The organism is Alphaproteobacteria bacterium (assembly GCA_019635875.1).
Lineage (GTDB): Bacteria > Pseudomonadota > Alphaproteobacteria > Reyranellales > Reyranellaceae > JAFAZJ01.
In genome coordinates, this window is sequence record JAHBYP010000011.1 from 122,559 (window position 1) to 143,291 (window position 20,733).

At 69.5% G+C, this 20,733-nt stretch carries 26 protein-coding genes; 6 read left to right on the top strand and 20 right to left on the bottom strand.

Annotation, left to right across the window (positions count from 1 at the left end):
* Nucleotides 1-40 precede the first annotated feature (40 nt).
* The 10 genes from KF889_28110 to KF889_28155 all read right to left on the bottom strand — a co-directional run bounded on the left by KF889_28110 (nt 41) and on the right by KF889_28155 (nt 7,785).
* Nucleotides 41-301, bottom strand: a complete 261-nt coding sequence (locus KF889_28110) for a hypothetical protein (GenBank protein MBX3503326.1) — start codon at nt 299-301, stop codon at nt 41-43.
* Between the two features lie 41 nt (nt 302-342).
* Nucleotides 343-936 (bottom strand): hypothetical protein, encoded by a 594-nt coding sequence (locus tag KF889_28115; protein MBX3503327.1) that lies wholly within the window; start codon nt 934-936, stop codon nt 343-345.
* Nucleotides 936-1,337, bottom strand: a complete 402-nt coding sequence (locus KF889_28120; protein ID MBX3503328.1) for a hypothetical protein — start codon at nt 1,335-1,337, stop codon at nt 936-938. The genes KF889_28115 and KF889_28120 overlap by 1 nt, the downstream gene beginning before the upstream one ends.
* Before the next feature lie 130 nt (nt 1,338-1,467).
* Nucleotides 1,468-3,999, bottom strand: a complete 2,532-nt coding sequence (locus tag KF889_28125; protein MBX3503329.1) for a hypothetical protein — start codon at nt 3,997-3,999, stop codon at nt 1,468-1,470.
* Between the two features lie 13 nt (nt 4,000-4,012).
* Nucleotides 4,013-4,621 carry a hypothetical protein gene (locus KF889_28130; GenBank protein MBX3503330.1) on the bottom strand — a complete coding sequence of 203 codons (609 nt, stop codon included), beginning with the start codon at nt 4,619-4,621 and terminating at the stop codon, nt 4,013-4,015.
* The gene (locus KF889_28135; GenBank protein ID MBX3503331.1) at nt 4,618-4,923 is read right to left on the bottom strand and encodes a hypothetical protein; all 306 of its coding nucleotides are present in this window, start codon (nt 4,921-4,923) and stop codon (nt 4,618-4,620) included. The genes KF889_28130 and KF889_28135 overlap by 4 nt, the downstream gene beginning before the upstream one ends.
* A 77-nt stretch (nt 4,924-5,000) precedes the next feature.
* Nucleotides 5,001-5,435, bottom strand: a complete 435-nt coding sequence (locus KF889_28140; protein MBX3503332.1) for a hypothetical protein — start codon at nt 5,433-5,435, stop codon at nt 5,001-5,003.
* A 102-nt stretch (nt 5,436-5,537) separates the two neighbouring features.
* The gene (locus KF889_28145) at nt 5,538-6,521 is read right to left on the bottom strand and encodes a hypothetical protein (GenBank protein MBX3503333.1); all 984 of its coding nucleotides are present in this window, start codon (nt 6,519-6,521) and stop codon (nt 5,538-5,540) included.
* A 297-nt stretch (nt 6,522-6,818) separates the two neighbouring features.
* On the bottom strand, nt 6,819-7,475 hold the full coding sequence (locus tag KF889_28150) for a peptidase (protein MBX3503334.1): 657 nt from the start codon (nt 7,473-7,475) through the stop codon (nt 6,819-6,821).
* The gene (locus tag KF889_28155) at nt 7,468-7,785 is read right to left on the bottom strand and encodes a hypothetical protein (GenBank protein ID MBX3503335.1); all 318 of its coding nucleotides are present in this window, start codon (nt 7,783-7,785) and stop codon (nt 7,468-7,470) included. The genes KF889_28150 and KF889_28155 overlap by 8 nt, the downstream gene beginning before the upstream one ends.
* Before the next feature lie 194 nt (nt 7,786-7,979).
* On the opposite strand from KF889_28155, the gene KF889_28160 reads away from it, so the two are divergent.
* The gene (locus tag KF889_28160; protein ID MBX3503336.1) at nt 7,980-9,209 is read left to right on the top strand and encodes a hydantoinase/carbamoylase family amidase; all 1,230 of its coding nucleotides are present in this window, start codon (nt 7,980-7,982) and stop codon (nt 9,207-9,209) included.
* Between the two features lie 9 nt (nt 9,210-9,218).
* Here KF889_28160 and KF889_28165 read toward each other — a convergent pair whose 3' ends face one another.
* From KF889_28165 to KF889_28200, 8 genes are all read right to left on the bottom strand, one after another.
* Nucleotides 9,219-9,605, bottom strand: a complete 387-nt coding sequence (locus tag KF889_28165) for a redoxin domain-containing protein (GenBank protein MBX3503337.1) — start codon at nt 9,603-9,605, stop codon at nt 9,219-9,221.
* Between the two features lie 18 nt (nt 9,606-9,623).
* Complete coding sequence (locus tag KF889_28170) at nt 9,624-9,872, bottom strand: hypothetical protein (GenBank protein MBX3503338.1); 249 nt, start codon at nt 9,870-9,872, stop codon at nt 9,624-9,626.
* Nucleotides 9,869-10,483, bottom strand: a complete 615-nt coding sequence (locus KF889_28175; GenBank protein MBX3503339.1) for a TetR/AcrR family transcriptional regulator — start codon at nt 10,481-10,483, stop codon at nt 9,869-9,871. Before KF889_28175 ends, KF889_28170 begins: the two co-directional genes overlap by 4 nt.
* A gap of 99 nt (nt 10,484-10,582) precedes the next feature.
* Nucleotides 10,583-11,104: a hypothetical protein gene (locus tag KF889_28180; GenBank protein ID MBX3503340.1), complete on the bottom strand. Its 522-nt coding sequence runs from the start codon at nt 11,102-11,104 to the stop codon at nt 10,583-10,585.
* Between the two features lie 25 nt (nt 11,105-11,129).
* Entirely contained in the window at nt 11,130-11,330 is a 201-nt protein-coding gene (locus tag KF889_28185) for a hypothetical protein (protein ID MBX3503341.1), read from the bottom strand.
* A 171-nt stretch (nt 11,331-11,501) separates the two neighbouring features.
* Complete coding sequence (locus tag KF889_28190; GenBank protein MBX3503342.1) at nt 11,502-11,813, bottom strand: hypothetical protein; 312 nt, start codon at nt 11,811-11,813, stop codon at nt 11,502-11,504.
* 353 nt (nt 11,814-12,166) lie between these two features.
* The gene (locus KF889_28195) at nt 12,167-12,589 is read right to left on the bottom strand and encodes a hypothetical protein (protein MBX3503343.1); all 423 of its coding nucleotides are present in this window, start codon (nt 12,587-12,589) and stop codon (nt 12,167-12,169) included.
* Nucleotides 12,586-14,295, bottom strand: a complete 1,710-nt coding sequence (locus KF889_28200) for a hypothetical protein (protein ID MBX3503344.1) — start codon at nt 14,293-14,295, stop codon at nt 12,586-12,588. Before KF889_28200 ends, KF889_28195 begins: the two co-directional genes overlap by 4 nt.
* A gap of 171 nt (nt 14,296-14,466) precedes the next feature.
* Between KF889_28200 and KF889_28205 the strand changes: the two genes are divergently transcribed.
* A complete protein-coding gene (locus KF889_28205; GenBank protein MBX3503345.1) occupies nt 14,467-14,991 on the top strand; it encodes a GNAT family N-acetyltransferase in 525 nt (174 codons plus the stop codon).
* A gap of 21 nt (nt 14,992-15,012) precedes the next feature.
* Here KF889_28205 and KF889_28210 read toward each other — a convergent pair whose 3' ends face one another.
* Entirely contained in the window at nt 15,013-15,225 is a 213-nt protein-coding gene (locus KF889_28210; GenBank protein MBX3503346.1) for a hypothetical protein, read from the bottom strand.
* Nucleotides 15,226-15,358: 133 nt separating this feature from the next.
* Between KF889_28210 and KF889_28215 the strand changes: the two genes are divergently transcribed.
* The gene (locus tag KF889_28215; GenBank protein MBX3503347.1) at nt 15,359-15,664 is read left to right on the top strand and encodes a hypothetical protein; all 306 of its coding nucleotides are present in this window, start codon (nt 15,359-15,361) and stop codon (nt 15,662-15,664) included.
* A 130-nt stretch (nt 15,665-15,794) separates the two neighbouring features.
* Here KF889_28215 and KF889_28220 read toward each other — a convergent pair whose 3' ends face one another.
* Nucleotides 15,795-17,327, bottom strand: a complete 1,533-nt coding sequence (locus KF889_28220; GenBank protein MBX3503348.1) for a terminase — start codon at nt 17,325-17,327, stop codon at nt 15,795-15,797.
* Between the two features lie 325 nt (nt 17,328-17,652).
* On the opposite strand from KF889_28220, the gene KF889_28225 reads away from it, so the two are divergent.
* The 3 genes from KF889_28225 to KF889_28235 all read left to right on the top strand — a co-directional run bounded on the left by KF889_28225 (nt 17,653) and on the right by KF889_28235 (nt 20,713).
* Complete coding sequence (locus KF889_28225; protein MBX3503349.1) at nt 17,653-17,832, top strand: hypothetical protein; 180 nt, start codon at nt 17,653-17,655, stop codon at nt 17,830-17,832.
* Between the two features lie 103 nt (nt 17,833-17,935).
* On the top strand, nt 17,936-18,079 hold the full coding sequence (locus KF889_28230) for a hypothetical protein (protein MBX3503350.1): 144 nt from the start codon (nt 17,936-17,938) through the stop codon (nt 18,077-18,079).
* A 417-nt stretch (nt 18,080-18,496) separates the two neighbouring features.
* Entirely contained in the window at nt 18,497-20,713 is a 2,217-nt protein-coding gene (locus KF889_28235) for a hypothetical protein (GenBank protein ID MBX3503351.1), read from the top strand.
* Nucleotides 20,714-20,733: the final 20 nt, after the last annotated feature.

A 20,733-nucleotide genomic window follows, 5' to 3' on the forward strand; every position in this document is an offset into this window, starting at 1 on the left:
AGCGCCTCGCGATAGGCGTCGATGACCGTCGGCGCCTTCGTCAGCGCTTCCTGGCTCTGCAGGTTGAGGTAGCCGCTGGTCGGATCGACAGAAGTGCCTGCTCGGTCTCACCCAGGCGTACGTCGGCGCCCTTGACGATGGCTTCGTTGTCGCCGGCGAGGTGCTCGGACAGCACTGTCGCCACGCCAGCGGCGCCTTCCGCGGCCTGCAGGCCAAACTGAAGCATCGGCGAGGGGCCGAACTGGCCGGCGCTGGCGTCGATGGCGAGGTAGCCGCCGCCGGGCACGCCCCGTGTGCTCACGCCAGGCGGCCGGTACGGCGGGATCCGGATCCGGCCGGCCATCAGCGAAACGCCCGTGTCGAGCCGAAGCCGATCCCGTTCTGGATCTTGCCGCCGCCGAAGGCCGAGCCCGCCGCGCCGAGGATCGAACCGCCGGCCCTCAGATAGGTGTCCAGCATGCTGGTCCTGGCCCTGGTGTCGTGCAGCGCCGCCTGCGCGGCGTGGTTCATGGCCTGCACCTCATGCGCGTGGGCCTCGCGACGGAAATTGCCGCGCACGGTCAGCGCGTCGAGCGTGCCCATTCCCGCCGTATCCATCTGGATGTCGAGCGGCGAGCCCTCGTCGAGCGCGCTGCCCTGCCCCGCCAGGCGCGCGCGCTGCTGGCCCATGATCGAGGCGGTGCGCTGGCGCACCTTGTCCTCCTCGACCTCGCCGCGCTTGAGTGCGTCAGCGGCATTGCGCTGGGCGATGATCTGGTTGTTGCGCGCGACCTGCGCCTGATAGCCGGCCTGCGCCGCCGAGGCCTGCGCCGAGGCGATGGTGCCCGCGGCGGAGATCACCGCCGTCGCCACCGCCATCGCCGGCGCGAACCACGGGCAGAAATTGACGTCGTAGGTCGGTGGCTCGCCGGGTCGGGTGTTCCAGTACTTGAGCATCAGACGCTCCGTTCGAAGGGGTGGAAGGGCAGCCGGGCAACGCCGTAGGGCGCCGGCGGCCCGATGGTGAAGCCGAGCCAGCGCAGCCAGCGGATCGCCTGGCTGTTGCGTGCGTCGACGTGGTTGCGCAGCACGCGATAGGTCCGCAGCCAGCGCGCGACCATGGCGCGGTTGCGCCGCGCGAAGGCCACGGCGTTGCGCTCCACCAGGTCGGAGCCGAGCAGCCAGGGACAGCCCTCGCCGCCCAGCAGCGACAGAGGGCCGACGCCGAAGACGCAGGCGACCTCGCCATCGACCGTGCCGGCCCAGGCCTCGGTGCTGCGCGCCAGCGACAGCAGCAGCGCGGGCAGCGGCGCGACGCCGATCGCCGCCTCGATCTCGCGGATGTCGGCCGCCCGCATGCGCGGCGCCAGCGCGCGGGCATGCGCCTCGGTGGCGGGCACGATCGCGATCGTCCTGTTGGCGGCGCCGGCGTCGCGCCGGCACTCCTCATGAGACCGGAGCGACAAGGGCGCTTCCGGAACGGCCGCTTCAACCACCGACGTCGATCCTCGGGATGACCGCCAGCACGGTGGCCGGCAGGCCCGGCGTGGCCCGCAGGTAGACCCGCCCGCCGTCGCTCCAGCGCGGCTCGATCAGCACCTCGCGGTCGCCGGTGAACAATGCGATCGGCTCGCCCCAGGCCTCGTCGGTGCGCTCCTTCATCTCGACGAGGGCGTCCCTGTCGGGGCCGGCCTGCACGCCGCGCGAGGCCTGCAGGCGCAGGGTGACGGTACCGACCCGCTTGCGCCGGCCCTGCACCGTCGGCTGGCCGGCGTCGACGTTCAGCGTTTCGAGGTCGCAATCGTAGGGCAGGCCGACCAGGGCGCGACTGGCCGGCCGTTCCAGCATCGCCGTGCCGTTGATCACCGCCACCTCGGGCATCTTGTTGCCGTCGGCGAAGACGTCGACCGTGCGGCCCTCCAGGTGCCACAGGCCGCCGACGCTGCCCGCCAGCAGCGCCCAGTCGGCGGTGTCGGTGTCGCGCAGCGCCTCGGGCGCGTCCGTCTCGAGCCGGCCCGTCATCGTGGCGGCGTCGCCGAAGGCGGTGAGCGTGATCCGCACCGCCTCGCCGCCGGCGCGCAGCTCGTACTGGCGCCCGACCAGATCCGAGATGAACGGCGCGTGCCCGGTGGCCTGCAGCATCACCGAGGCGCCCATGTCGTAGCCGGCACCGGTGATCTTCAGCCAGGCGCCGCCCACCGTGTTGTTGCCGTCGTAGGCCAGCGCACAGTCAAGGAACCACGCGTCCCGCAGCCGCGAGAACATGCGCGACTGCATGCGCTCGACATAGCGCGCCGTGGCGCCGCCGACCGTGCGCGCGACGGTCAGGTAGAGCACGTCCTCGCTGCCCTCGCTGATGCTGCACACCGATTCGACCGTGCCGTCGGTGACGTGCCGGGCCCAGGCGTAGACCTCGTGCTCGCGCATGTAGGTGAGCGCCAGCAGCACGCCGTCGTCGCGCACCGCCCACACCACCTTGTGCGGCACCTGCGCCCAGGCCCATTCCTCGATCGCGTGGTCCTCGAAGAGGTGCGAGGCCAGCACCGACAGATCGACGCCGGTCCAGGCGTCGCTCTCTAACTGGTACTTGAGGTCGCGCACGATCGAGCCCTTCTCCTGCACGAACAGGATCGAGTCGTTGACCACGATCGGCGGCATGTGGTTGGAGCCGGCGTAGGACTGCGCGCGCAGGTTCGTGTTGGCCGGCGTCAGCACGTCGGCCTGCGCGCCCGGCCAGCACATCCACTCGGCGCCCGAGGTGAAGACGATCAGCGCGCCAACCGACACCAGGTGGCGGATCTCGTTGACCTGGCGCGAGGCGATGGTGCGGGTGATGGCGTCGTCGTCCTGCGTCGGCGTGCTGACGTTCATGTTCTTGTAGGAGCCGCTGGCGGTGGCCCAGATGGTCTGCGGCTTGTTGGCCGAGCCGCCGAAGAACTTGCGCTGCTCGTGGTAGTTGACGCAGCCCGGCCATTCGCCGGCACCGTCGAAGGGGTTGCGGCTGCCCGGCGGGGCGTCCGTGGTGTCGGCCCTGATCTTGTCGTCGACGAAGCCTGTGGGGCCATCGCCGGCGTTGCCGACGAATCCATAGATGCCGTTGCGCTGCTTGTAGACGTTGTAGGAGCCCGCGCCCGCGGCGTTGGTCCAGTGCACGCTGATGAAATCGCCCGTCGCCGCGTTCCAGTCGTGCTCCTGCTTGAACGTCGCATTGCCCGCGCTCGACGGCAGCGATTCCTCACCGCTTTCGGCGTTGATCGCGGTCACGACGTAGCTCCAGGGGGCCGAGCCGCTGACCGAGGACGGCGTCGCCGTGACGCCGGTCGGTGCCGCCTGCTCCGAGGCGAAGGTGATGGTGCTGAGCGCCCATGACGCATGGCCCGAGCGCGTCAGGTCGCGCGGCGCGTAGCCGGGATGCGTCAAGGTCAGCGTGTCGGCCGACTGCGTGAATTTCAGCGTCGGCAGGTCGGCGGCGGCGTAGGGCGTGGCGAGCGTGTAGAGCCTTGCGAAGGTGCCGCCCGAGGTGAAGGCGCCGTAGCCCGAGGTGTCCACGCCCGAAAGCTGGAAGGTATCGGTGGTGGCGCCCGCGACCGTGAAGTAGCGGCCGTTGAGCTCGGTCATGCCGCCGATGCCCGAGGCATAGACTCGGTCGCCGTTCGACCAGCCGTGCCCGGTTATCTCGATCACGCCGGAACTGGCATTCGACGCCGCGACGACGCTCTGCGCCGCTTCGGTGACATAGCCGCCATCCTTGATGACGCGCATCGTCTGGTGGCCGAACTCGAGCGCGTAGGCCTGCTCGGTGTTGAACTGGAACGGGATCAGCCGCGAGCGCACTTCGTGGTCGATGCAGGGCCCGACCCACAGCGTGCCCGGCCGGTTCTGCGCCCCGCCCTGCGCCATGATCATCCAGTTCAGGCAGGTCGCCAGGCCGATGTGGTACTTGGCGAGATCGACGCGCGCGTGCAGCGCCGGCGCGAGCTCGCCGGCGGCGAAGGACGGCTGGATCAGCGGCGTGCCCATGACTTGCTCCCCCTCAGCCCGAGTAGCCGCGCGCCTGCAGGAAGTCGGGCACCTGATGATCGGTGGTCCAGACGCCTTCGTTGGCCTCGCTCGCCATCGCCTCGGCGATCCTCGCCTGCGCGCGGCGCGCGACGGCGTCGGCCAGCGACTCCTTGTTGGTGATCGGCAGCGCGATCATCTCGGCCAGGCGCCACGACAGCGCCTGCACGAAGCTGGCGCTGAACAGCTCGGTGTTCTCGATCGCGCGCGTGTAGATGCCGGTGGCCTGCGTGGTGTTGGTGAAGATCGCCAGCGCATCGTCACCGGCGGAATCGGCGATGCTGCCCAGCGCCCAGTCGGCGGGCGCCGCACCCGGCCCGTTCCACAGGCCGCGGAAGCGCACGCAACGATTGGGCAGGCTGTAGACACGCGACCAGCCCGGCGGCGGAACCTCGCCGCGTTCGGCCAGGGTCTCGATGCGCCGCGCGAAGCTCCAGTCGAAGTCGCGCAGCAGCGCGTCGCGGCAATTGGCGTAGCCTGCCTTGCACAGCCGCGCCTCGACGCTGGCCTCGTCGATCGAGGCGATGCTGGCGCGCGTGCCCAGGCGCGACAGCGCCAGGTTGCAGATCTCGACCACGCTCATCGGCTCGGCTCCGCGACGGCGACGGCGGGCGCGGCGAGCGCGCCGGAATCGAAGGCGCCCTGCGTCAGCCGGCGCTTCACCGCCAGGGCCTGCGCGGCGGTGGTGCCGCGCGCGGCGAAGTAGGCCGCCTGGCGCCGGCGGCCCTCCTCGTCGATGGGCTCGAGCGCGGTGCCGGGATGGCCGGCATAGTCGACGAACACCGACACGGCGTCGGTCGAGGATGCGTAGTACACGTCGTCGATATAGGCGTCGGCCAGCACGCGATAGCGCGCCGGCGAGGGATGGACGGAATGGCTGGACATGATGTGCCTCGCTGGAAGGAAAGTTCGCCGCCGGCGGTTCGCGGCTTGCGCCGGGCGCCGGCGGCGGTTCGAAGGGATCAGAAGCCGGAGACGTTCAGGCCGCTGGGGTAGGCCGCCTGTGCCTGGCGATCGAGGATCAGCCCGGCGCGGATCGTGCCGGCGGTGAGGTCGGCGGTGCCGACCGTGTAGGCGAGCCGCACGTAGCGCTGCACGCCCTGCGGCAGCTTCATCTTCAGGAGCTCGTAGCCCTGCACCAGCGAGGCCTTGGCGACGGCCGCGGTCTGCGCCAGCGTCACCTTGGTGGCGAAGCTCGACTGCGTGTCGGTCTCGATCGCCGTCACCAGGGTCGAGCTGCCGGCCGACTGCGCCGCCGCCGTCATCATGGCGAAGACCTCGATCGGCGTGCCGACGCCGATGTCGCGCACGGCGCCGAGATCGATGTAGTTGGTCGAGGCCTGGCTGTTGGTGACGGCCTGGTCGTTGCTGAAGAGAGTCTGTTTGTCGAAGATCATGATGGGAAACTCCGTTGGATGGGCTTGGTCGGGGCTGTCATCCCGAGCAACGCGAGGGATCTGGGCTGGCTGGATCCCTCGCTGCGCTCGGGATGACAGGCGCTAGACGACCCGCGACTCGTTGTTGATGAGGGCGTCGCAGATCCGCACCGGGATCTTGCGGAAGGTCAGCACTTCCTCGCCGAAGACCTCGGCGTAGCGCAGGTTGACGTTGGCCTTGTCGAGCGCCTGGATGTCGAGCCAGGTGGCCACGGCGCGGTTGCAGTAGATCGCCGGCCGGCCCATGCGCGTGTTGGGCAGCTTGTGCGTGGCGCGGATCAGCAGGCTGATCAGGTCGGCCGGCGAGCTGCCGGCGAGATCGCTGACGTCGATGTTGGCGATGCGCACGACGTAGCGCCAGTCGCGCAGGCTGAGCCCCGAATCCCACTTGAAGTGGGTGCGGTAGGCCTCGAACTGGTTGCCGTCGGCGTCGAGCACCGTCTGCTGGCCCTTGTCGGTGTGCGACAGGCCGGCCTTGCTGCCCTTGGGGAAGATGCCGTGGCAGGTCTGGTCGCCCCACACCACGAGCCAGATCGAGGTGTTGTCGCTGCCCTCGCCGCCGGCGTCGATGACGTTGACGCCGTTGTCCGCCGAAAGCTGGTTGTAGCGCGACGACAGCCCCATGATGCGCTCGGGGTTGGTCGACTGGTTGCCGTAGAACAGCGTCGTGGCCATCTGCTGGTTCATGCCCTCGAGGAAGGCGCGATCCTCGGAAAGCCGGAACTCGGCGGTGTTGCCGTTGAGGTTGGCGAGCGCGCAGTCGATCTCGCTGTAGGTCTCGAGCATGCCGCAGGTGTCGGTGATCTGCGCCGTGGTGCTCTTGCCCTTGGGCACGCCGTAGTTCAGCAGGCGCCAGGTGGCCGACGGTAGCCCGGTGCGGATCGTGGTCTTGTGGCCGGTGGCGAGGTTGCCTTCGAGCCACAGCATGTCGGTAAGGATCTCGTTGGTCTGGCCGAGCATCTCGACGATCTTCGCCACCTTGCCGTTGGGATCCTGGCGCTTGGCGTGATCGGCGAGCGTCAGGCTCTGGTTGCCGATTGCAGGCATGAGTTTGCTCCTTGCGGCCGCGCGTCAGGCGGCCGTGCTGGTCTTGCTGGAATGGTCTCTTGTCGGCGGATCGGAGGCCTGGGCGGCGGCGGCTGCCGTGTGCGTCACACGATCACCGCCGGCGCCCTTGTCGGCCCCGAGTACGCTCGACATGGCGTGGAGGATAACTGCAGCCGCGGCGTTTCCCTATTTCCACCCCTACGGTTGTCGGCGACGACGATCCGTTGCAGAAAAAGAGCGGCTTTTTGGCCGCTCTTATCCGTGTCGTTCGGTTGCTTTTTTCAGTCGAGGCGGCGTTCACTCCTCGTCGCTCCGCGCCGGATACAGCACCTCGGCTGCGCTGCGCGCAGCGCCGGCGCTGGCGCCCGCGGCGGCGACGAAGCGATCCTCGGCGGTGGCCCTGCCGACACGGGCGACGAAGCGGATCACTTCAGGATGGTTGCCGGCACCGGTCATGATCAGCGCCTCGCGCAGGCCGGGCGTGCCGAAGCGGTCCATCGCGCGCGTCGCCGCGGCCACGGTCTCCTGGATGCGATCGCCGCCGATCTCGCGGTCGGTCTTGAAATCGCCGACCCACTTCTCGTTGAGCTTCACCCAGCTCTCGGCCTGGGCTTCGCCGAGCCGGCGCATCTTGCCGGCGTAGAAGTCGACCAGGCGCTGCGCCTGCTCCTGCGGCAGCTTCATCTCGCCCAGCAGGGTGCGCGCCTCGCTCAGCGTTTCGGCGTCGACCTCGACGCCTTCCGGCAGGGTGAAGTCGGCGTAGGTGAGCGGCGCTTCCCGCTGCGGCTGGACGCCGTGGCCTTTGACTTCGGGGGCTTCGACGTCGGCGGCCTTGATCTCGGCCTGGGCCGCAGCAGCATCCGGCGCATGGGGTTCCTCCTTCGCGGGCGGGGGCGTCTCGCGCGCATCGGCGAGCACGTTGGCGGGTTGGGTGGTGGGCGTACTGTCAGTCACCGGAATTCTCCTCGGTCATCGTGGCGTAGTGATCCGGGCAGGCGCGCTGCAGCTGCGCCAGCAGACGCAGGCCGATATTGCGCTCGCCCTCGTGGAAGTAGGTCATGTGCGCATCGCCGGCGCGCGCCGACATGCGATAGAGGCCGCAGGCAGACAGGTGGTCCCACACCCAGGCGCGGCCGGCCTGGTGGGACATGAAGGCCTTGATCGCCTGGTCGAGATCGCGAGTGCGGTCCTTGGCCAGACGGGCGCGGTCCTGCACCTGCTTCTGGTCGTTGGGATCGAACGGCGCGCGTGCGGGGTCGGTCATGTCATCTCCGGCGGACGGGTCCGGCGCCCCGCCGCTGAGAACGACGATGAATCGACGGCCGCCGGGCCGTCACATGCCCTGCGGCATGCGACGGCCACATTACGTGCCCGGCCGGCAGGCTCCTATTTCCACCCCTACGCGTGTCGTCCGCGCGGCTATCATGTTGAACCGCAACAGGAATGAGGACCAATGCCATGCCAAAAATCAACGGCGAGAGGCTGCTGGCCGATCTGCGACGCATCGCCGATTTCGGCCGTTACGAGACCGGCGTGCATCGCCCGCACCTCTCGCCGCAGGACGTCGAGAGCCGGCACTGGCTGGCCGCGCGCATGCGCGAGGCCGGCCTCGAGCCGGTGATCGACGGCATCGGCAACGTCATCGGCCGCAGCCCCAAGAGCGGACCGCGCCTGCTGGTGGGCTCGCACACCGACACCCAGCCGCGCGGCGGCTGGCTCGACGGCGTGATGGGCGTAATCTACGGCCTCGAGGTGGTGCGGGCGATGGCCGAGGACCCGGCGACAAGGGAGCTCGCCGTCGACGTCGCATCGTGGGCCGACGAGGAAGGCCACTGGAGCAGCATGACCGGCAGCCGCTCCTTCACCGGCCGGCTGAGCGAGGCCGACATCGACGCCGCGCGCTCGCGCGAGGATGCCACGCGCACGCTGCGCGCCGCGCTGGCCGAGGCGGGCCTCGCCGGCGCGCCGCGCGAGCAGCTCGAGGATGGCCGCTATCGCGGATACATCGAGGCGCACATCGAGCAGGGCGGCCTGCTCGAGGCGACCGGCCGGCGCATCGGCGTGGTGACGGCGATCGTCGGCATCTTCGCCTGCCGCATCGTCTTCACCGGCATCCAGAACCACGCCGGCACCACGCCGATGCCGATCCGCAAGGATGCCGGCGTCGCCATGGTGCGTCTCGCCAACGCGATCCACGACGCGTTTCCCTCGCTCGTCGCCGAGCGCAGCGTGTGGACGATCGGGCGCATGCTGATCGAGCCCGGCGCGCCGGCGATCATTCCCGGGCGCGCCGAGATGACGCTGCAGTTCCGCGACGCCGATGCCGCCGTGCTGAAGCGCCTCGAGGCGGCGGCGGTCGAGCTGGTCGCCCAGGCAGACGCCCGCGGCCCCTGCTCGGTCGAGATCGTCGGCTGGTCGCGCACCATGCCGGCGCCGATGGACGAGCGCATGCAGGACGCCATCGAGGCGGCGGCGCAGGCGCACGCGGCGGGCGCGCACATGCGCATGCCGTCGGGCGCCGGCCACGACGCGCAGATCCTGGCGCAGCGTCTGCCGGCGGCGATGATGTTCGTGCCCTCGATCGGCGGCGTCTCGCATCACTTCAGCGAGAACACCGCCGATGCCGACATCGTGCTCGGCTGCCAGGTCTTCGCCGACGCCGCGGAGAAGATCCTCAGGGGCAATTGACGGCCGGCCTCAGCCCGACGCGACCGTGCGCAGCACCTCCAGCGTCGTTTCCGGCTCCGGCCTGAAGCGGTAGTCGGGATCGGCCTGGACCAGGCGCACGATGCCGGCGCGGTCGATGATGAAGCGCGACGGGATCGGCAGGCGCCACGACGGATCGCCGTTGCGCTGGGCGAGGTCGTTGCCGAAGCCCATGTACACGGCCTTCAGATCCTCGGGCAGCGTGAAGGCCAGGCCGAAGGCCTCGGCGACCGCCGAGTTCTCGTCCCACAGGATCGGGAAGGTCAGGTTGTGCTTGCCGGCCATGTCGGCCGTGCGCTCCGGCAGCTCGGGCGAGATCACGATCAGCGACGCACCCAGCCCGACGATGTCGGCATAGACAGTCTGCAGAGCCTCCAGCTCATGCCTGCAATAGGGTCACCACGATCCTCGGAAGAACGAGACGACCATCGGGCCGGCCGCCAGCAGCTCCGTCGAGGACACCCGGCGCCCGTCGTGATTGGCGAGCTCGAAGGCCGGCGCCGGACTGCCCACCGGCACGATGCGCTCCATCGCGCCCGAGTTGCGCAGATCCTCGGTCGCGCGATGCATGATCGCCTGGCGCTCGGGCGGGATGCGTCCCGCGCTTGCCGCCCGCGTCGCTTCCAGCTTCTCCGCAAGGGTCATGGGCTCTTCCTCCTGTTCCGGTTGGTCGGGTTGTCGAGCAGGCGCAGCGCCGGACGCACCACGCTTTCGAGGACACCGCGCTCGGGCCGCGTGCGCGCCAGCACCCGCATGCCCAGCAGCACGCCCAGCAGATGGCCCGAGACCTCCGCATCGTCGAGCGTGCGCGGCGCCTGCCCTGCGGCCTGGGCGCTTCGGATGTTGCGGGCGAAGAAGGCGCGGATCTCGTCGAGATAGCCGGCGACGACCTTGCCGATATCGGCGTCGTGCGGCGCGACATCGAGCGCCGAATTGACCAGCAGGCAGCCCTTGCGCTCGCGATCGGCGAGCGAGCGATCGATGATCTCGGCGAAGAACGTGGCGATCGCCGCCTTCGGCCTGCCCAGGCGCTCCAGGCGGGCGATCCGCTCGCGCAGGGACCGCTCGGCGTAGCGCTCGAGCGAGCGGGCGAACAGCGCGCGCTTGTCGCCGAATGCGTTGTAGAGGCTGGCGCCGCCGATGCCCATGCGTTCGGCCAGGTCGCGCACCGAGCTCGCCTCGTAGCCGCGCGACCAGAAGCAATCGATCGCCGCGTCGAGCGCATCGTCCTCGTCGAAGGTGCGCGAGCGTCCCATCGCTGACTTAGAGCAGTTTTCTGGATCGACCGCTACAAAATTCGCCGACAATGCTCCCGCCGCACGAGAGTCGCGCGACGGGAGGCTTGCGCGCGCTGACTACTGGCTCGTGACGTTGCCGCGGGCGTCGACCATCACCTGCACGCTGGTCGAGCCGCGCATCGCGGTGCCCTGCCACACGCCGTTCGGGCCGCGCGACAGCGGACCGACGTTCTTGTAGCCGTCGCGCTCGATCAGGGCGCGCGCCCGGGCTTCACCCGGTCCACGCCCCGGAGCGCCGGTACCCGGCATCGCGGCGGCGGGTGGATTGGTTGCAAGCGACGGCTGCGCAGGCTCCGTCGGTGTTGGCGCTGGCTGGGCTGTCACACCGCCAGTGGCGCTGCCGGGAACGGGATCCGGATTGACTTGAGCATCCGGCGAGACGGTCGTCGGCGGGTTCACCGTGCCGCTGCCCATGCTGCTGCCCGAATCGCGCGGCATCGGGCCGGGTGCCGACGGCCCACCCGGCGGTCCGCTCGGCGCACCGACGCCGCCCGGGCTGTCGGTGCCGGTCTGCGCCAGCGCCGTGCCGGTGCCGGTGCTCAGCACGATCGCGAGCGCGACTATCGTCGATCTGTTCATCACAACTCTCCGTGAGGTCCAGGGTTCAGTCTTCGTCGGTCTGCATGCCGCTGGTCGGATGGCGATCGCCGAAGGGGCGGTTGGTGGCGGTCTGGCCGCCCTGCCCGCCGTGACCCGGCTTTCGCTCCTCGCGGTCCTGGTGCTGCTGCTGTTGCTGCTCGGCGATGCGCCGCTCTTGCTGCTGTTCCTGCCGACGCTTGGTCCTGTCGTCCTGATGGTTCGCCATTGTCCCTCCTCGCACGGCGGTGCTGCCGTGCGGGCTCAACGAACCCCTCGATGGTGGAGTTGCGGGGAGCGGCGAGGCGTCGCGCCGCGCATCGTTCCGGTTGAACGAAAGCTCCCGCCGCGCGCCGCGCGGCGGGAGTTCACTGCTTCCAACGTCCGGCGTATCGAACGCCTAGCGGGCGTAGATGCGGCCCTGCGGATCGACCGTCACACCGAGCCGCGCCGCGCCGCGGATCGCGGTACCGTGCCACGCGCCGTCGTTGCCGCGCGTCACGTCGATGGCGCGATAGCCATCGGCCTGCAGGCGGGCACGGGCGTCGGCGTCGCTGGCGACCGGGCCGGGCACGACCGCCACCGACGGCGGCGCACTGTAGACGCGCGGCGCGCCGAAGGACCTGTCGAGTTCCGGATTGCCATCGGCCAGTGCCGCGCCGGTGCTGCCGACGAGCGCGATGGCGAACGCCGCAATCATGGTCTTGCTCATAACCGATTACTCCAAAGTGACGTGGTATGGGGCCTTGTTGTTGCTTGTTGGCCGGCCGCCATCGCTGACGCGTGGAGCCGCACGCCGCGATCTGGGTGAACGCCGTTCGCTGTTCAAGGGCTGCGACGAATCAGTCTTTTGTGATCGCTCATGAGGAAGCGTGAGCACTCGGCGTGCGTCTAAATCGGCATTCATACAGGCGCCGCGAGTCGATGCGCAGTCGAGCCGATGTGCGAAACTCTCGTCGTCAGCCAGTCGTCGTTGAAGATCGCGTCGGCGATCAGCGGCCGGGCGCGATGGCAGAAGCCGATATCCTCGCCGATCGGCCGCGCGCCTTCGTAGTCGAGCCGGAATCATGGTTCGCTGAGCGCGCGAAAGACGCTCGCCTGCACCAGCAGGCAGCCGAAGGGCATCGAGAGCATGCGCGTCATGCCCTCGGGCGCGCCGCACTGGTTGGCGTCGGGCTCGCCCAGCAGGCGATGCGGCGGCGTGCGCCGCAGATACGTCGCGCCGACGACCGGCGCGTCGTGCGCCAGCAGGCGGTCGAGCGCGACCGAAGGCACGATCATGTCGCTGTCGAGCCACAGGATGTGCGTGGCCTCGTCGGCCAGCGCGTCGCGCACCAGGGCATTGCGCGATTCGGGCAGCAGCGACATGCGCTGGTTGAACAGGCTGATGCGCTCGACGCGGGTCTGGCGCAGGAGCGCGGCGAGCGACAGCGCGAAGTCTGCATGCAGCAGGTCGCCCGAGGGCACGCATACGGCGACGCGGGTCACGACGTACCGCCCATCATGCCCGACATCCGCTGCAGCGCGTTGGCGCCGCCGCCGACATCGGTCTCGCTCAGCACCTTGGCGCCCTTGGCCACGGTCATCGCCATCTCGGCCGCCTGGATCTGCTGCTGTTGCCGCGCGCGCTGCTCGCGCACTGCCGCGACCTGGTCGTTGGCCACCAGCATGTCGGGCGGCGCGTTGAGCATGTCGGCATAGACCTCGATGGCGCGATCCTGGTCGATCTTGTCGAGCACCGCGGGGTTGACCGCCGCCTGGTTGCCGACGAAGGCCAGCAGCCGCTCGATCGAGGTCAGGCCGACGGATTTCTGCGCCTGGGCCAGCGCCGAGATGTACTCGATCTGCAGCTCCGCGCCGCCCTCCAGCAGCTCGCGTGGCGGCGGCGGCAGCCGATTGCGGCGCATCAGGATGCCGACCACGCGCTTGAGGCAGCGGTCGAGCAGCTCGTCGTGCAGGCGCTCGAGCGCCGGCCCGAGCATCAGCATCTTCTCCTCGCGCCGCTCGATCACCTCGAGGTTCTGGCGCGGCTGGACGCCGTCCATCTGCGAGAGCATCAGGAACAGGTCCTCGTAGAAGGCGCGGCTGATCACCTGGCGCAGCTCCTTCTGCGCCTCGCGCACGGCGACGATGGCGGCCGGCGACACGACATAGGCCGGCTTGAACGCATCGCCGCTGTTGACCGGCAGGAAGGTCACGCCGCCGGGCAGGGCCGACATTGGCTCGTTCTTCAGCATCGCCGGCGCCTGCATCGGCGGGCGGCTCGTCTTGTCGATCAGCTCGGCCTGGCGGCGGGCAAGCAGGTGCGCCGCGCGCACCGCCGGCAGCCCGTCCATGCCGGGGCCGCGACCATAGGCGTCGTTGCCGCACGTGGTCCAGCGCGGGCACATCGCCGGGAACTCGTCGTAGCCGCGCACATCGAGCACGCCGTCGGCGGCGCCCCTCTCGAAGTAGACCGAGCGGAACGCCTTGTCCTGGCTGAGCGCGCTGCCCTCGACGCGCCGGTCGTTGGGCTCGATGGCGTGCACCACCTCGCGCTCGACGTCGAGGTCGCCGCGCCGGTGCATCGCCGCCACGTCGTCGGAGCAGCGCTCCAGCCCGAAGCGCTGCACCAGCTGCGCCACGGTCATCGGGAAGACGCGATAGAGCGTGTCGATGGCCAGCCGCGCCGAGGAGCCGAGATAGTACTCGCCCACGGTCAGCGCGTAGCAGCGGATGGCGTCCTCGTCGTCCTCGTCGATCAGCATGACGCCGGTGCCGAAGACGCCGAGTTCCTCGTAGACCGAGCCCAGCGCGTTGTAGGCGTTGGAGCGCGCGAAGGCGTCGAGCGTCACCTGGCGGACGTCGTCGAGCCAGACGCGCACCGCCTGCGACTCGCGGCGCGGATCGCGGTTGCCCAGCGTGAAGCGGAACCACGGCCGGGCCGGCGAGGTGATGCCCGACATCATGCCGGCGGCGAAGGTGCGCGCAGCGAAGGTGCCGGCCTCGTCGAGGATGGCGTTGTTGATCTTGGCGCCCCTGTCGCCCTGGTTGGGCGTCACCAGGAAGCGTCCGCGTCGCGGCAGGATGTGTCTCGACAGCTCCTGCCAGTGCGCAAACCACGAGGCGCGTTCGCGTTCGAGCGCCGCCAGGCGACGCTCGCACTGCTTGCGAAGGGATTGGATCTGCGCGGGAGAATGTTGGGTGTCGGCCATGGCGCGCAGTGTACGGGTGGGCCGGCTCCCCTCCTATTTCCACCTCTACGATGGTCGGCGACGTGGCTTTGACGCCTGTGCGCGTGGACAAACAGCCCGCGCGAATATTGTCGGGCTTGGGCCTGAACCGCGTTCACGCCACCATTGCCGGGGATGTGCTAGAGGAGCGTCATGGACACGATCCTGCGCACCGAGCGACTGATCCTGCGACGCGTACGGGCCAGCGATGCGCCGGCCATGCACGCGATCCTCAGCGATCCGGCGGCCATGCGCTACTGGTCGACCCTGCCGCACGCCGATCTCGCGCAGAGCGAGGCCTGGATCGAGGGCACGGTCGCGTCCATCTTGGCCGGGCGCAGCGACGACTTCCTGGTCGAATGCGACGGCGCGGTGATCGGCAAGGCCGGGCTGTGGAACGGCAACGAGATCGGCTTCCTGCTCGCGCCGTCGGCGTGGGGCAAGGGCTATGCGCGCGAAGCCGTCGCGGCGGTGATCGCGCGCGGCTTCGCCGTCAACGGCCACGACGAGATCCGCGCCGAGGTCGATCCGCGCAACGAGGCCTGCCTGCGCCTGCTGACGCGGCTGGGCTTTCGCGAGACGGGCCGCGCGCTGCGCACCTGGTGCATCGGCGGCGAATGGAGCGACAGCGTCTACCTGTCGCTGGCGCGGCCGGCCAGCGGCACCGCAGGCGCCTGATCGACGCGCGCGACGCGGACGTCAGGCGCCGAGCAGCGCCTTGCCCGACGTCGTGCTGGCCGGTGCGAGATCGCCCATCGGGCCGGTCAGCACGGTCGAGGCGTAGCCCTGCGCGGCGCGTGCCTTGCGGCGGGCCTGGTCGCGCGCGGCCTTCACGCCGGGATCGACATCGGAGGGCGGATCCGGCAGCGGCGGCGGAACCGGAGGGACGGAGGGAGCGGATGAGAAGCACATGGCGCGAGACTAGCGCACGGCGCCGCGCCCTCCTATTTCCACCCCTAGGATTGTCGGCAACGCACGAATATCGCCGTGGTTACGCGGTTTTTGGCACGTGTTACGCGTGCAGGCGCGGCGCAGGGTGGGCAGCATGATCGACATTTTCCCGCGGGTTGCACTTGCGGCCTTCGTCCTGGTCCTTGTCGCGGCGCCCTCGCATGCGCAGTCGCGCGACTCCACGACCGAGCCGGAACGACCGCCGAGCATCATCGTTCCGCCCAAGCCCGCGCCGGCGCCCCTGCCGCCGGCCGGCACCACCAGGCCTGCCGAGCCGCGCGCCGAATTCTGCTGCACGCCCTATGGTCGCTTCGGCCCCGTCGGCGGCGGCGGCCGGCCGGGCACGCCCTGCCAATGGACGCTGCCCGGCAGCGTCGCCCAGGGCTCGACCTGCAACTGATGGAAGGCAGAGGCAGCCTGTCCGAGCACAGCGAGCGTCTTTGGGAGCGCCGGCGTCTCGCCGGCATCCTCAAGGGCCGGCGAGACGCTGGCGCTCCCAGGAAGACTGGTACGATGGCCCGAGCGCGACTCTAGATATCGGCGAACGGATCGTAGTCGACCGCGACCTTGCCGGGCGTGGTGCCGGGCGCGAAGCCGACATGGCTGAACCAGGTGCCGCGCGCCTGCGCGGCGTAGGCGAAGGTCAGTGCCAGCGCGTCGGCCATGTCGGGCGAGGCCAGGCCGCGCTTCTTCATGTCCTCCTTGCGCTCGAGCTGGATCTGGTCGCGCACGTTGAAGCCGAACTGCGGCCCGGCGAGATCGCCGGCCAGCTCGGCGTCGTCGGGGATCGCGCCGTGCTTCAGCCAGGCGCGCATCTCGCCCCACATCTCGGCGCGCTTGTTGGCGTAGTTGGCGCGCTGTCCGTCGACGTGCCCGCCGCCATGCGAGGCGCCGCCGAACTCGACGCCGATCACGCCCGGCACGTTGAGCTGCAGCAGGCGGTCGACCACGCCGGCGCCCATGCCCATGTCGACGAAGACAGCGTCAGCGTGGTGCGCGCGCGACGCCTCGGCGACGCAGGCCGCCACCTGCATCAGGTCGGCGACGCGCAGCCTGATCGGCGGAATCGTGCGCGCGTCGCGGCCACGGCGGAAGAAGATCACCGTGCGATCATCGCCGTGGCGCGCCACGTCGACGCCGATCACCAGCGGATCGCCCAGCCGCGACGACGGCTCGCAGCGGCGCGCCGCGTCGATCACGTCGGTGCCGATGAACTGGTTGACGCCGACGCGCGGGAACTCGCCCTTCACGCGCACGCGCACGAAGTCGTCGTCCTCGCCGTAATCCTCGACCCATTGATCGAGCTGCGCCTGGTTGATGCCCGGCACGGTGCGGCTGTCGATCTGCCGCGTGATCCAGCGGTTGCGGAATCGGCCGAAGCATTCGCGGAAGCGGCCGGTGCTTTGCGTCGGGTTGCCGAAGACGACCCAGATGATCTCGGTGTCGGCGTCGGTCAGCGCGCCCTCGGCGACCTCCCAGACATTGTCGGCGATGGCGCTGGCCTCGTCGAACAGCAGCACGATGCGCCGGCGCAGATTGTGCAGCCCGGCGAAGGCTTCGGTGTTGTGTTCGCTCCACGTGACGCGATCGCCGCGCCAGGTCTTCTCGTGGCCCTTCCGGCGGCTGACGATCGCGGTCTCGCCCAGGCTGAAGCGCTCGCGGCCGGCCATCAGGTTGAACCACTTCGCCACCTGCGGCCAGGTCTTGGTCCTGAGCTGCTGGTCGGTGTTGGCGGTGATCACCGTCATGGCGTCCTCGAAGGTCGCCAGCGCCCACAGCTTGATCCACGCCATCAGCGCCGACTTGCCGACGCCGTGGCCGGAGGCGACGGCGACGCGGATCGCGTCGCTGACGCCCGCATTGGCATTGGCCTCGAGCCGCCGGCCGATCTCGCGCAGGATGTCGGCCTGCCACTCGCGCGGCCCGCTTTCCTGCGCCAGCACGGACCCCGGGCTTGCCCAGGGAAAGACCTGGCGGACGAATTCCAGCGGATCGCGCGCAAAGCGCGTGAGGTCGGCGGCGGCCGGATCGGCCGGCGGCGGAGAAAAAGTGATGTCAGGCATGGCCGGGAGACACTACCGGCCTCGTCCACACATCGCGATTTAAACCCCTACGGTTGTCGAATCAGCGCCCGAACGCCTCCCCGTCATCGCAAAACATCCCATAGAACGCGGATTTCCGGCCAGGTCCACGCCTCCCGCGACATCTCCTTAACGATGTCCGACCCGAGCCTCGTGCCGCGTCGTTCCGGCCCCCCGATGGTCGACCGGCAGGACGCGCTGTCATCGGCGGCCGATGAAACAACTCGTAGCGCAACGTGTCGTGACGGCGCCGCGCCGCCTCCCATATGCCCGATCGCCCCACTCGGCTGCATCGGGAGCCCGTCCGATGAATCTGCTGGTCGGCCATACCTGTCCGGGCTGCGGCCTGGACACGGCGGAACTGAAATGCGCGGCCTGCGACGGCGCGATCGTCTGGGACGCCTGGCAGGGCGCCCATTGCCGCGACTGCGGCAAGCCGGTCTCGTCGCTGGCCTGCGAGGAATGCGGGAGGGAATCGAGCATCTGACGCGTCACTGACCAGCAAACTTGTCCACCGTCCGCCGTCTTGACGGCGACGATGGCAATCCCAAGCTCCTCCCGTGGCGACAGACAGCAGCGGGAGACGCACGATGTCGGTCGAAACGCAATTCAGAGCCGACCTGCTGGCCTTCGCGCCGATGGCGGTCTTCCTGCTGGCGGCGCTGTTCGCGACCCTGGCAGTGATAAAGCGGCAATCCTGGCTGACATATTTCCGGCGCCTGCGCTGGATCTAGGCACCATGCCGTTGGTCGGCCCGCGATCGCGGATCGGGCCGATGATGTCGATGTCGGGCGGCTGCTCAAGAGGTCCGGCGAGCAGGCGATCGCGCAGGCTGGATGGCCGGCGTGCCGATGCGCGTCCGCCGCCTGGGGCCCCCTGCCCGAATCCGGCAGCGCGTCGGCCAACGCGTCGGGGGCGAGGGTGACGGGAGCACAGAATCCCGACAATCGAGTGCGCGGGACGGCGAAACGCGACATTCGTAGGGGTGGAAATACTGCCTCTCTCCGTAGGACGAAAGCCCCGTCGGCGACACTCGTAGGGGTTTAAATCAGCTTCCTGGCTGCCCTGTCATAGCCTTCCCGCGGGGGCACGGCGAATCTTGCGCGCCTGATCCACGGCGCCGCGCCGTGCCCCGATGAAGCGGAACGCGCATGGCCGGCAGAATCTGGATCCCACCCTACAAGCCGCTTGGCGTGAGCACGCAGGCCGTGCCGGGCGGCGGCTACCTCGCCATCGACGCCATCGCCGGCCAGTTCGGCCCCTCGCCGATGCTGCAATTCGGCCTGCAGGCCGCCGAAGGCGCCGCCGGCGTCGCCGCGGTGCTGTCCGAGCACCTCGCCGGCGACAACGAGGCGATCGTCAAGGGCGCCGACGCGCGCCTGGGCGAGACCGAGCAGGCGCTGCTGTTCGATCCGACCAGCGGCTACCTCAACCTGCAGGGCCAGGACGCGCTGACGCAGGCGCCGGCTGTCATCGACGCCTACCGCGAGGCCCAGACGCGCGAGATGGCGACTATGGTCGACGACGACCAGCGCCGGATGCTGCACGACCTCAACGAGCGACGGCTGGCGAGCTTCAGCACCCAGGTCGAGCGCCACACCGCGACCGAGCGACAACGCTGGTATGACCAGGCTGGCGAGCGCCGCATCGCGCAGATGCAGGCCGATGCCCGTCTGCACTGGAGCGACGACGCCATGCTGCGCCGCGCCCTGGGCACGACGCGCGCGGAGGTCAACGAGCAGGCCCAACGTCACCACTGGGACTCCGCGCTGACCGAGACGACCCTGCGCCGGCAGACCAGCCGCACGCTGGTGGCGGCGATCGAGATGGCGGCCGAGCGTGATCCCGAGCGCGCGCGCTCCCTGCGTTCACGCTACGAACAGCATATCGAGGCATCCGACCGAGCCTCCCTCGACGCGCTGCTCGCCGAAGCGCAGACGCGCGAGCTCGCCCGGCAGGCGAGCACGGAGATCCTGAACGCCACGCCGCCGGACGGCGAGCAGCCAACACCGCAATGGCGTCTGCGGCAGGCCGAGGCGATCACCGATTCGGCGGTACGCGCCGCCACCATCCGCACCCTGCACAGCGCCGCCGCAGCCGACGCGGCGCACGCCCGGACCCTGGCCGAGCAAGTGCTGGCAAGCGTGATGAAGGACGGCCTGACCGACTCCGCGCAGATCCCGATCCGCGAGTGGGTGGCGCTCGACGCCGACCACCGCCAGGCGATCGAGACCCGCCTCGACCACAACGCGCGCGGCACCGAGCCGGCGCCGAACCCGGCGTTGGTCGACGCCCTGGCGACCGAGATGACGCAGGCGCCGCACATCTTCGCGCGCCGCGACCTCGTCCCCGCTGTCGCGCGTCTGCCGCTGCCGCAGTGGCGGCGCTTCCGCGACTGGCAGGCCGGCCTGCGCCGCGACGATCCCGCGACGCAGGACCAGCTCTACGCCATCAAGCGTGGCCTCCAGTTCACTCAGAAGATGCTACCGGTGAACGTGGCCGATGATGAGTCCACGAACTTTCGAACTGAGATGGTCGAAAGCATCGACACCCAGCGTCGCATCACCGGCAAGAGTCCGAGCGACGTTGACATCGCCGGCATGCTTACGCGGCATATCCCGACCGAGCCAAGCACGACACACACGACCGAGTGGGAGCCGCATGTCGCGATCCAAAGCACACCGATCAGCTTCGTTCCCCCTCGCGCGCATCCAGGTGATTGGCCCAAATTTCATCGCGTTCAGGATGCGAACAAGCCCAAAGACGGCCCGGATGCATCAGGGCCGGATGATCCTTCTCCGGCCGAACGGCGGTCATGGCTCGAGCTTCTCCTTGAGCTCCTCACGCGCCCAGACCTGTCGACATACAACCCCGGGCCACCACGCGGTCACGCGCCCGTACCGCGGCAACCAATTCCGCCGTCGATTCCGCGGCGACTGCCCTCGGGGCCGGTACCGCCGTCCACAACCAAGTTGCCGCCAGCGTCGGACTCTAGGTCCGACCCACGATCAATCCAGAAGCCAACTGCGCCGACAACATCTCCTCCGACAGGTGCTGCTGCCGAAAGGTCGGTCGGTGGGGCGTCCAGCGGCATCTCGAACTCTCGACCTTTCTACCCTGGTGGGCATCACATCATCCCGCAACACATCTACAATTCCTTAGGACTGCCGGACGAAGCGCGTAAGGTCTTTGAGCGCGCCACCACCGGCCCCCTGAGGCCGGGATCCCATACCAACAATCGCCCGCATCGAGTATACAGCGCCGTCGTAGCCAAGGTCGTTGATCGTTGGATCAAGAGAAACGGAATAAACCCTAGCAAAATGACAGAGGCTGAAGCCGAACAGCTAGTTGCACATCATGCGCCATAGGCACCCAGTCATTAGGGAGT